This is a genomic window from Bombella sp. ESL0380 (genome assembly GCF_009725805.1).
Taxonomy (GTDB): Bacteria; Pseudomonadota; Alphaproteobacteria; order Acetobacterales; family Acetobacteraceae; genus Bombella; species Bombella apis.
The window spans coordinates 1-11,844 of sequence record NZ_WNIH01000002.1 but is presented as its reverse complement, the minus strand read 5'-3'; the positions used below and the strand labels follow the sequence as shown (position 1 = coordinate 11,844).

General features: G+C 50.9%; 8 protein-coding genes and 1 tRNA gene. 6 read left to right on the top strand and 3 right to left on the bottom strand.

Annotation, left to right across the window (positions count from 1 at the left end; all coding sequences use genetic code 11):
• Positions 1 to 6 precede the first annotated feature (6 nt).
• The 6 genes from GM608_RS00355 (at position 7) to GM608_RS00330 (ending at position 9,582) form a co-directional block, all read left to right on the top strand.
• A complete protein-coding gene (locus GM608_RS00355) occupies positions 7 to 2,649 on the top strand; it encodes a virulence factor SrfC family protein (protein ID WP_333644803.1) in 2,643 nt (880 codons plus the stop codon).
• Positions 2,646 to 3,653 (top strand): hypothetical protein, encoded by a 1,008-nt coding sequence (locus tag GM608_RS00350; RefSeq protein ID WP_333644802.1) that lies wholly within the window; start codon positions 2,646 to 2,648, stop codon positions 3,651 to 3,653. The genes GM608_RS00355 and GM608_RS00350 overlap by 4 nt, the downstream gene beginning before the upstream one ends.
• 71 nt (positions 3,654 to 3,724) lie before the next feature.
• Positions 3,725 to 5,611, top strand: coding sequence for a vWA domain-containing protein (locus tag GM608_RS00345; protein WP_166651637.1), 1,887 nt, complete (start codon positions 3,725 to 3,727; stop codon positions 5,609 to 5,611).
• A gap of 116 nt (positions 5,612 to 5,727) precedes the next feature.
• Positions 5,728 to 6,372, top strand: coding sequence for an ATP-binding cassette domain-containing protein (locus GM608_RS00340; protein ID WP_333644801.1), 645 nt, complete (start codon positions 5,728 to 5,730; stop codon positions 6,370 to 6,372).
• 37 nt (positions 6,373 to 6,409) lie between these two features.
• The gene (locus GM608_RS00335; protein WP_333644800.1) at positions 6,410 to 7,714 is read left to right on the top strand and encodes a hypothetical protein; all 1,305 of its coding nucleotides are present in this window, start codon (positions 6,410 to 6,412) and stop codon (positions 7,712 to 7,714) included.
• A 47-nt stretch (positions 7,715 to 7,761) separates the two neighbouring features.
• On the top strand, positions 7,762 to 9,582 hold the full coding sequence (locus GM608_RS00330) for an SUMF1/EgtB/PvdO family nonheme iron enzyme (RefSeq protein ID WP_249109164.1): 1,821 nt from the start codon (positions 7,762 to 7,764) through the stop codon (positions 9,580 to 9,582).
• A 68-nt stretch (positions 9,583 to 9,650) separates the two neighbouring features.
• Here GM608_RS00330 and GM608_RS00325 read toward each other — a convergent pair whose 3' ends face one another.
• From GM608_RS00325 to GM608_RS00315, 3 genes are all read right to left on the bottom strand, one after another.
• A complete protein-coding gene (locus GM608_RS00325; RefSeq protein WP_143539960.1) occupies positions 9,651 to 10,181 on the bottom strand; it encodes a hypothetical protein in 531 nt (176 codons plus the stop codon).
• Positions 10,182 to 10,294: 113 nt separating this feature from the next.
• On the bottom strand, positions 10,295 to 10,810 hold the full coding sequence (locus GM608_RS00320) for a hypothetical protein (protein ID WP_333644799.1): 516 nt from the start codon (positions 10,808 to 10,810) through the stop codon (positions 10,295 to 10,297).
• Between the two features lie 910 nt (positions 10,811 to 11,720).
• A tRNA-Met gene (locus GM608_RS00315) sits at positions 11,721 to 11,797 on the bottom strand.
• Between the last annotated feature and the right edge of the window lie 47 nt (positions 11,798 to 11,844).

Below are 11,844 nucleotides of genomic sequence, written 5' to 3'. Positions count from 1 at the left end.
TACGCCATGGATGCCATATCTCCCGACGCCCTGAAGCGCGTATCTTCAGCACTTGCCACCACTGCAGAAACCCTTTCTGCCTGGATGGAGCACAACAAGCCTCATGCAAGGGAAGGGAGAGAGGTGCGTGCTTGCCTGCGTGCTGCGCAGGCAATCGATCACACCGCTGATGCACCCCAGACAATTGCCGTTTATGGAGCCTCCCAGGCGGGAAAATCCTTCCTGACCGGCGCCCTGACCTCTCCCGAGACCGGCCCCCTCATCATCGACTTTTCAACTGACCACCAGCTGGACTTTCTGAGGGAAATCAACCCGCCAGGCGGTAAGGAATCCTCCGGTCTTGTCTCCCGCTTTACCGTAACCCCTCCCTCACTCCCCACAAACGTGGGTGCGGACACACCGATTTGCGTCAAACTGCTCTCGGCAAGAGATGTGGTCTGTATTTTAGGGAATACCTATTTCAGGGACTTCAAGCTTACCGAAGATGCTGTTAAAACCACTGACATACTTGAAACCATAAAAAACATCATCCCACGTAAAAAAAACGATCCACAGCAGGAACCATTTTTTACGAAAAATGATGTCGAAGCATTGCAGGATTATTTTAACAGCTCGTTCCTCTCTGAAAAAAGCTATACGCCATTTTCATCAGACGGGACTGATAATGAATATTGGGCTTTTCTCGCAGAGAACATATCTTCATTTGATCTCGATACAGCCATAAAAGCTCTTTCTCCATTATGGGGTGGTCCGAGCTCGCCTTTCACCGATTATGCGCACAAACTGCTCAAAGCCCGCTTCAGTCTCGACAGGGATGAACTGGCTTTTTGTAATCCCGATGCCCTGAACGCCCCCAATAATGGCAGCATACTGAATGTTGAAACCCTGTGGGGTCCGGGAGCCAGCATGAATACCGCCCTGAAATCCCCCAGTGGAAAACTGGTTGGAATGGGGCGTGACGTTGCAGCGGCCCTCATCTCAGAGCTTATTCTCCCCTTGAAGGCAGCACGGTGGGAGTTCCAGAAAAAGCGGATCGATTTACTTGACTTCCCCGGAGCGCGATCCCGTGGGGAATATCCATCACTCAGCAAGGCCACGAACATCCCCGAGCTTTTTCTCCGCGGGAAGGTCGACTATCTGTTCCACCTCTATAAGAGCAACAATGACCTGACATCTGTCCTGTTATGTATTGGCGACAGTAACCAGGAGGTCGTTAGCCTGCCGGCGATGATTGATGGTTGGGTCAACACGACCATTGGCGCTACGCCAGAAGAGCGCAGCACCCAAGATAACTCCTTATTTATCATCCTGACCAAATTCGACACGGCATTAGCCTCCACGCCAGGACGGCCAGATGATGGAGTTGAACGCTGGGACACGCGGCTCGATGCTTCTATCATCAATTATTTCAAAAACTCTCCCTGGCTTAATGCGTGGGAACCCGCCCAGCCAATATTCAATAACATCCAATGGCTGCGCTCCCCCACCTATGGGGATACGATCTACGATCGCGATGCCCAGAAAAATGAAACTACCATGCTCCCTGGCTTCAAGAGCCGGCTGCCAAGCCTCAAAACAGGGTACGACAGTTCAGCAAAAGTCAGAACCTACATCAGGAACCATGACAAAGCCTTCGATGCCGTACTCAAGCCCAATGATGGCGGTGTCAGCTATCTTGCCGAGCGTCTCCTTCCTCTCGCAGAAAAAGATATCAAGACCAGCAAGCTGTATCTGAAGCTGCGCAGGATACTCCAGAACCTGCAGGAGACAGGGAAGAAATTCTACTTTGACAATTCGCAGGAAGCCGTTCACGCCGAAGCAGAGCGCTCCGTGGATAATTTCATCAGGGCAACCTGCCTCCCTCTCGCCCAGAAAGGACGGTTTGGCGTACTGCTCCAGCAACTCTCCCTCAGTGCAGAGCTTGTTACTCGGGAATGGATTGCCTTCAACAAAACCAAACCGCAGACCACTCACCAGGAAATTCAGTTACTTGAAAGTCTCCTCTCACCCTCTCCAGCCGAGAAAAACGTGTCCGCTGACGCTGCACCAGAGGAAGATGATTTTGACCGTTTCGCCGCACATATCCTAAAATATTGGGAAGACCATTGCCGGGAAAAATTCTCTTCTGACAACATGAGTACCGAAAGGGAACGAAACTGGCTTCATGTCAACAACGATGCCTTCTCGCCTTTCCTGGCACAACTTTTCAAGTTGGCTGAAACGAACAATCTGGCTGGAGACATTGCCAACATTTTGCGCAACACATGTAAAAATGTCAGCAAGCTTGTCCAGAATGGCGAAAAACCTGGAATCCTTACGGCCGAGACCATCAGCAATTTTGTGACATGGCTCGGATATCCCCCCATTGACAGAAAGGACGCCCCAGCAAACCGGCCGGTTCGTAAAGAAACGGGTATGCCAATCTTCCTTCTTCCCGAAGATCCAGCCGGGAAGCTCTATCCAGATCTTCCGAACATAGGCAATAGCGGCGTACTTTTCCTCTTGGACTGGGTCACCGCATTGAAGGCCCGTTTCCAGGAAGCCGGTCCGCAGTATGACGTGGAGGAGAATGCCAAACTGGGCCAGTACCTGGAGACACTGAGCAGGCTCGACAATGCACATGATAACGGGAAAGACATAAACAGATGAATCAAATTACCCTTGCCGACAAAGCCATTCCATTACAAGAAGAAATGACTCTTGGCCTGGTCATTGCATCGGGTGACGTCTCGACGCAACAGAACGTCACTGTGCAGGTTGACGACACATTCCTGCCGGATTGCCCAATAATCTCGCACGACGGGCATATGGTCATTGCCCTTCTTCCGCGCAAGCAGGCCGAAGCCTGCATTGACCCGCTGGCCGCTTCCGCTGTCAGTATTCCGGCGCTCGGCATAACAGAAGCAGAAATCGACTGGGTTGGCTTCCCTGCGAACAGACAGCCCCAGACGGCTTCACAAATCCTGCAAATGGCATCGGAGACAGAAGAAGAGCAATCCCAACAACAGGCAGCCTTCTCTCCGCCTCCTGCCGCCCCCCCCGAAGCCGTGCCTTTTCCACCACCTGATGCAACGGCCACCCAGCATCCTGCCGACGGGACGCCTGAAGACAAAAAGCCGGAGGATGCACCCGAGACAACGCAAGCGATGGATAAAACGCCTTCCTCCTCCAGGAAGAAGGGACTGCTCATCCCGGCAGGGGGGGCAGTGATCGCACTCTGTCTTGCCACGGCAGGAGGATGGTTCTGGTTTCACAAACCATCTTTTCTCGCAACGCCTGCTTACCAAAACATGAGTCCGGCAGATGCCGTCAAGCAGCTGGTCACCCCGGCCGCCATTGGTCAGGAGGGGTGGCGACGTATCCGTGCAGGCCAGGGTGACGCAGGACTGCGGCTGCTTGGGTATGCAGCAACCAAACATGACCCGGTCTCCCTCCAGAGAATGGGAGAGCTGTATGATCCTGCCAGGTTCCGTACCGACGGCCCCATTCCTCAGCCCAATCCCCGGGAGGCAGCACGCTACTACCGCGAGGCCCTTCTCGCAGGAAATCAGGACGTTCGCAGTGAACGGGACAGCCTGCTCGCAGCCCTTCGCAAGAAAGCCGAAAATGGCGACCAGGAGGCCGCTTTCACCCTTCAGGAAGACGCACGATGACCCCAACATTTCTTTCTGCCAGCACGCTGTTCTCCTTTTCTTCCAAAAAAGCCAGGATCATCACAAGACTGATGGGGTCCACCCTGTGCGGAATAATCGCCCTCACCGGGCAGCACGGCTTTGCCGCTCCTTTGCTGCAAAGGGCAGGGGGCACTCTTTATCAGCAAATACTTACACAGCCTGGGGCCATCATCACGCCAGATGAACACACCGAACAGGGCACCCCTTCTCCAGGATTTCTGGCCTATTACGTCTTTGCCAGGGCGAATGACAAACTTCAGATTGGCAGTACGAAAGATCATCCCAATGGCTGGATCAAGGCATCCCAGACACTCAGCTGGAATCATCGCCTGAATGCCCAGTTTGCTCCGCTGGCAGGTCGATCGCGCGCCATCTTCATGAGCACCCGGCAGGCCGAAGAGAATCTGCTGAATGGGAATGACCCTGCCGCCGATGCCCGGGCCATCCTCAGCGCCGGAGATCACCAGCCTCCCAACAGCCAGGCTGCCGCACTGGAACCTGATGCCTGGATTGATCAGAAAAAACATTTTTATCTGCTGCCCATCCTGGACGCCCATAATAGCGAGCCCGATTATACCGGTGCCATGCTGATGCACGTCGCCGGGGCCACCTTGCCTCCCCCCCACGAACAGAAAAGCGACGCAGCACCCCCATTCCGCGCAGGTCTGGTCTTTGTCATTGATACGACACAGAGCATGCAGCCTTACATCGAGCAAACTCGCAATGCCATCAATGACATTGTCTCACAGATCAACAACGCTCCCCTGGGGCACAATTTCCGTTTCGGGCTTGTAGGCTTCAGGGATCAGTCCAGAAAGGATGATCCCAGACTTGAATATGCCTCAAAAATTTTTGCAACTCCCGATTTCACCCAATCGAGCGATGCCATCACCAGTCAGATCGCTTCCGTCAACGAAGCACATGTCTCCTCCTTCGGCTTCGACGAAGACCCCATCGCTGGCCTGAAAACTGCCATAACGGATATTGACTGGTCCTCCATGCAAGGCCGCTATATCATTCTGGTAACCGATGCCGGTGCCCGCGATGAACACAACCCTCTAAGTTCAACCCACCTTGGCATCACCGACCTCAACCGTTTGGCCGAAAAACACGATATTGCCCTCTTCGTGATCCATCTTCACACACCCGCCGGGAAAAAGTTCAACGATACTGACCGGGCAGAAGCGCAATACCGAACTCTCTCGGCATTCCCGAATACGTCCAGTCTCTATTATCCCGTCGGTAATGGTACATCCGATAATCTGACGAATGATTTCAACCTCGTTGTCCGACAACTGACACAGGCGATTCTGACCCAGGCAAGTCACATTTCCGGTCAACATGGCAGCCAAACGACACCTGAGGGCCCCTCCAATGACCGCATGGCCATTGTAGAGCAGGCCATGCGTCTGCGCTACATAGGCCAACGTGACAATGCCAGCCTTCCGCCCATGATCGAAGGCTATGTTGCAAGCACCGATCCTGTCAGCAATAAAACTGCCTTGCGCGTCAATTTGTTGATGAAGCGAAATGAAATGAGCAATCTCGCCTCTTCGCTTGAAACCATTCTGGACCAGGGTGAACAAAGCCAGCTGGCTCCCGAGCAATTTTTCCAGCGGCTGCAATTTGCCTTCGCAGCCTCGGCCCGTAATCCGGATGCCCTCTCACATGATGGCGATGCCGCCCATGGAACACTGGGCAGCCTGCTGCCGGAATATCTGAATGGCCTTCCCTATCGGTCTCGGATTGCCCAACTCACCCAGGAGCGCTGGAATAGCCTGAGCGCCGGGGAACAGGACGCCATACTCAGCGACCTGCGTGCGCTTATTGAACGCTACAAGCTTTATGAAAGTGATACGGACGGCTGGCATTCCATCAACGGGGGCAATGATGAGGATGAAAAAGTTTATTCCGTAGGGTTGGATGACTTGCCTTGAACACGGCCCCAACCATGGTTCAGAGTGAAAGCTGCCCTGCCGATCCCCCCCTTCTCCACGCCGAAGCCTTGACCTGGCAGGCACCGGGGGGGGATTTTACGCTCGAGATCCCCTCATTGACACTGCACAAGAGAACATGCCTCGGGGTTATCGGACCATCAGGATGCGGGAAAAGTACACTGCTTGGTCTACTTTCGCTCGCCCTTCTTCCAACAAAAGTTCGTTGCCTCTCTTTGCTCGAGAGGCAGCTCGCCCTTTATCTTTCCCCCGGGTCACACACCACAAACCGCAAGCGTAAACGGCTATTCACTACATTACGGGCCGAGCATGTCGGTTTCATTCCGCAAACCGGCGGCCTTCTGCCGTTCCTGACAGCGCGCGAAAATATTGCCCTCGCTTTGAATGTGCTGGAAACTCCCCCCTCCGGGCAGGGTGCTGGGCACATCGACATGCTTGCCGAGCGGCTCGGGATCATATCCTGCCTTGAAAAACTGCCCTCTCAATTATCTGTCGGTCAAAGGCAGCGTGTTGCCATAGCACGAGCCTTAATTCACACACCCCCTATCCTTCTGGCTGATGAACCAACAGCTCCCCTTCACCCTTCCCAGGCTGCGATCGTCCTGGATTTACTACGCAATTATGCAGAAACACAAAACGCCGGCGTCATTGTAGTAAGTCATGACATAGACGCCCTACAGAAGGCCGAATTTTCACTGGTTCAGGCTCAGATGAAAGGGAATAAAACTATCATCCACAATTAACAATTTTCATATATAACTTTCTCTAAAGGAAACGCTCATGCCGTCCCGGGGTCACACGCACTTTCGTCACCTTCTTTTTGCCTGTCATCTAGCCTGGCGGGACCTTTTTTCCAATAAAATACTTGCCCTGTGTATTGTAAGTGGTCTTGCCAGTACTCTGCTGCCCATGTTGCTCCTTGCAGGATTGAAGGCAGGTCTCGTTGATCATATGCAACAGACTCTGCTGCACGACCCCTCGGCATTGGAAATTTCAAGCGCCCGAAATTATCCTTACTCCGAACAACAACTGGAGGCCTTGAGAACCGACAAGAGAGTGACCTTTCTCCTTCCCAAAACACGCACACTCGCCGCAAGCGTACGGTTACAGGCAACCAACACAACGTCAGTATTCGAGGGAACAGACGCCGAACTCCTTCCATCCTCTCCCGGAGATCCTCTTCTGGGAAAGAGAATTGAAATGCGCCTGGCAAAATTACATGCGCAGATTTCATCTCCAGATATCCCGGTTGTCATGTCCGCCCATCTGGCAGAACACATGCACCTTCAACCCGGGGACACCTTCGTCATGCTCATTGACCGACATGCCGCAGGCGCTGCAAAAATGGCTCGCATACAATTAAACGTTGCTGCTATCGCAGACGAGACCGTTACATCCCGCTTCCAGCTATTCGTGTCACTTCCTGTAGCGCAAGCGGCCGAAGAATGGCGCGAGAACACCAACCTCTCCTCCTGGCAGGAAGCCCTGACCCTGGGCGAACAAAAAGCAGCTGATTTCCTGAAAGCACGTACACCAAAGGCAACATGGCCCGGTTTCAGACTTTATGCGCGTTCACTATCTGACGTCATCACATTGGACAGAGATCTGACACATCAGGGGTTAAGCATAACCAGCGAGCTTCCCCGTGTTAAAACCATTCTTAATATCAATCAGCAAACAACACATCTTTTTCATCTCATGGCTTATATCGGGGCCATAGGCTTTGCCGTTACTTTGGGTACGGCCATCGCAGCGGAAACTGAACGAAAGAAATTCCATCTCGCAAGCCTGACATTTCTTGGACTGAATAACGCTCGTATCATCCCTGTCGTGCAGACCATTCTCCTGGCCACTGGAGGAACCTGCCTCGCCTTTTGCATAGCCTGGGGATTAAGCTGGCCCATGAATCGCATACTTCACAACACGTTTCTACAAGACGAAACGTCAGCATCCTCCATAAATATTACAATCGCCTTTGCCTTGCAGCTAGTTGCTTATATTATCCCAGGATCGACCATCATGGCCTGGGCAACAACACGCTCCCTGCACCGGGTTTCACCATGGCAAGGCATATGCAACTCCTGACAGCCTGTCATCATGATTGACATGCCTTTATAAGCAAAGGACCACCAATGTCTTATTTACATTTCACTACAGCAACAGAATTTTTAGCATTACGGAAACCATCCCTGCGCATCATGGCTCAACTTCGCCCATCAGCGCCCGTCTTTGTCTTGTCAGCCCTGCTCTGTACAGGTCTCTCCAGCCACACAGCACGGGCACAGTGCACAACCTCCACTCCAGCACAGATCAGCTGGAACAAAGCCATCTATGACCCCAAGCCTTCACCAGATTCCGATGCCGAGGAACTGGTTCTTCCCATGCCCTGCGGAGGGGCCATGGTTTTTCGCCGTGTTGAAGTACAACCTACATCAGCCAGCACAGGAGATGCCGCTTTCATGGCAAACCGGCGGATCACAATTGGCCAGGCCATGGATTTGAAAAGTACTCAGGCCTCCCATAGCAATGGCTATAACCTTTTCATACATGAAGCCAATCTTGCCGCTCCCTTTACTGATAAAAATCAGCACCCTGTCTACTATATCGGAAAATATGAGGTAACCGCGGCGCAATATAAACTTGTCATGGAAGGTCAGGGGGCTCCTCCCCCTCAGCGCAGGAATTTTCCTGCCAGCAATATCTCCTTCCTGGAAGCACAGCAGTTTGCAGAGAAATGGACGAGCTGGCTCATGAAGAATGCTCCTGACCGTCTGCCGAAGCGAGGAGACAAGCCCGGCTTTATTCGCCTGCCAACTGATGCTGAATGGGTTTTTGCCGCTAGTGGAGGGATCAAGAACAGTTCCCTGAACACACAACCTGCCCCTTGGCCACAACCGGGCAGCGATTGCCAGAATCAGATTGATGATTGCATTGTTGGCAGCAGTCAGGGGATTTCTACCGATCATGGCGTCATCCCCAAACCGATTGGATCACTCAATATAGCCAATCCCCTCTCCCTGTACGATATAGTCGGCAATGTCAGTGAGATGGTTCTTACACCCTACCAGATGAGGGCTTACCTGCATTACTGGAACCAGGGACTTACAGGCGGGACGCAAGTTTTCGGAGGCAGTGTCCTGAATTCCGCCAGAGACATTTCCAGCGCTTATCGTGCGGAATTTGCCCCTTATGACGACAATGGAGACGCAAAGCGTGCTCCTGAGGTCGGGTTCCGTGTTGTCATCGGTGCCATGACAATGAATAGCCTACAGGAAGCTTTGAAAGCACAAAAAGGGTTCGCTGCGCTGGTCAATGATGCTGCCAACGCTGATACCAGCAAGGTCAAAGAAGAGCATGCCAACGAAAATGATGCTCTCAAAAACCTTCAGTCTGCCCTGAGCCAAAGTGACCAGAACAAAGCTGAGCTACAAGCCCGTCTTACCCAATTGAACCAGGCTATGGAGGCTGCACGGGAGGCACAAAATCAGGCCAATGCAGAACGTAACCAAGCTGACCTGGATAGCGCTGTCGCCAACCTGACTACTCTGTTGACACTCAGCAAGCAGATCGCCTCGAACAGGATTGACATTGTCAATTATACGGCTTTCGTCAATGATCCTGACAATGCCCGTAACCCCAATCTGAGCATCTATAAAACCTCCATCTCGACAGAACAGGTTTCGCTTGATGATACAGTGAACGCTTACCTCGGCCTGTTAAAAACAGTATCCCGTAATAGCCAAAGGGATACCCGTCTGGAGGATGCCAAGACCATCATAGTAAACAATCTCAAAAATAATTATAAAGACCTTCCCCTTTCCAGGCGCCTCGACTGGCTAGACATAGCCATACAAAATACAAAAGACATATCCTCCGGTAAATCCCTCGATGCTGAGCGGGATATTATTGCAAAAATAGAACAGGCGGCTCATATGCATTATTATAACAGATAAAGGAAAAGCACAGGGATACTTCACATCCCTGTGCTTCCATAAAACTAGCAAAAACAATTTAAAATATTTTAAAGTGAATGAGTTTCAGCAGATTTCTTGTTGAGTTCGTCAACTTTAGAAGCATATGCTGCATTATCTATTTTAATGCTATAATCGAAATGACTCTTTATCTGAGACACATTCCTGATTTTTTCGATCAACTCTTTCATTTTATCGGAATCGCCATCAGCTTTTGCCTGATCATACTGCTGCTGCAGGGAAGCTTCCTGTCTAAGAAGATCATCACGCTGCGCTTTTTCCTTAGCAATCTTCTGTTGTAGCTGCGCCATTTCCTGACGTAGTACGGCAATCTGCTGATTGATGGACATTAGATGAGCATCTTGTATCTGAACAGCCTGTTCCTGCACGCTACGCTCATTTGTCAAAGCCTTTGTTCTTTTCTGGTAGCCTCCCCCAAACGAACAAGCCATCTGGGTAAACATTTCATCCTGTTTATTCGGGTCACAATCTGCTGCTGAACAACCAGCCAAAAACAGCATAAGAGATGCTGTTGAGAGAGACACATACAATGAGCGTCTCTTTGAGACCTTAACAATCATAACATACCCCCTTTCATACAGAAAAACGCCTAGTAAAAATAATATACTAGGCGTTCTATCAAGAAAGGGAGCATATAAATATATGCTCCCTTCAAGATATATAATTTCAAATATTAATCGCCATTATTCTGAGCATTAGACTTTGCAAGCGCATCGCTCTTGGTCTGCTGCAGTTTGTTAGCCATTGCCTTATATTCCGCTACACGCTGCTTCTCATTTTCCAAAACAGCATTTTTACGAGCAATAACCTGATCCTGGGCTTTCGCAGCATCGCCTTCAAGACCATTTTTCTTGGCGACTGCTTCATCATAAGCCTTCTGGGCTTTCTGCACATTCGCCTGAGCAATACGCAGCTTTTTCTTGGTCGTGGCAATTTCAGCGTTCAAACCATTTTCCACAGCCTTCTGCTGCTCATTATTTCCCTTGGCTTGAGCATGTAACGTCTGAAAGGCTAGGCCAGCACCGGCACCAATCAAGGCACCTTTCTTTCCCCCGGCAACTCCTCCAATGGCGGCACCGTTGGATGCAGTCCCTGCATTTTCGATATCACTCAAGAATCCTGCATAACTACTCTGTGTCGAAAACACAAAAACGGCACATGCTGTTATCGCAAAAATATAACGACGCATACTCTGAAATCCTTCTTTAATGTTCCTGAAATATCAGGCACAGTCTCATGCTATCATTGTTTTATGTTAACACAAAATTTTATATTTTGACTTAAACAGAAGATCAAATGCAGAATCAGACACTTGATAGAAATTCTCTGGACAAGTCTGAAAGAATGAAGAACAGTGACAACCCACTACGGCGAGGGCATCCTTGCGACGGAAGCCGGTGCCCCCCTTTCATACCGTTCCTCCATATTCAGAAAGAACACGGAGAGAGTATCTCCCTAGGCAACTCTGATTTGGGCAACCAATCAGCCCACTGGCCGAAAGTTACGAAAGCCTGGACATGAAAAAGACACAGTTTTTCGGCTACACAGCCATGACATTGGCTGGCACCGAAGCGCAATCTATGGCGATATCCCTGTTTTCAACGGAGCCTTCAAGGCAAAAGAAAAATACGCCTTAGGATTCCAATCCGATCCCTGACAGGAAAAGCATTTTCCAGAAATGATGGTGAAAAGAATAACCGAACAGCATCTTCCCTAAGGGAAGATTTCATACACGACACGGTTCAATCTAGTTAGAACGGCTGACACTGTTCATGGTTTTCCAAAAGGAGATAGGCCATGGATCACAAGAAAACCCCACTGTTTCGGTCTGCGGCCTAATCCTGAAATCCCATTTCATTCAGTTCCTTGATGACAGGAACAAGCTGCCAGGCATTAACTATTTTAGTTCCAGACCTACGCAGATCGATGCACAGTATCTTAAGCTTGAATGAGGCTGGCACTATCTCTCCGTCTCTGGGCCCATCATGGCAAAAAGGACCGCTAGTCAGCAAAGCTCACCATCATGACACATGGCTGGGGAAGATGCGGACCCACGGGAGGAGCATGGCTATCTGGTTATTTCTGATTTTTTGTGTGTATGGATGCGGGGGTAGGATTTGAACCTACGACCTTCAGGTTATGAGCCTGACGAGCTACCGGGCTGCTCCACCCCGCGTTGGTGGGTGGTTTTTATGGGGGTGGGTGAGCGAGGGGACCTGGCGG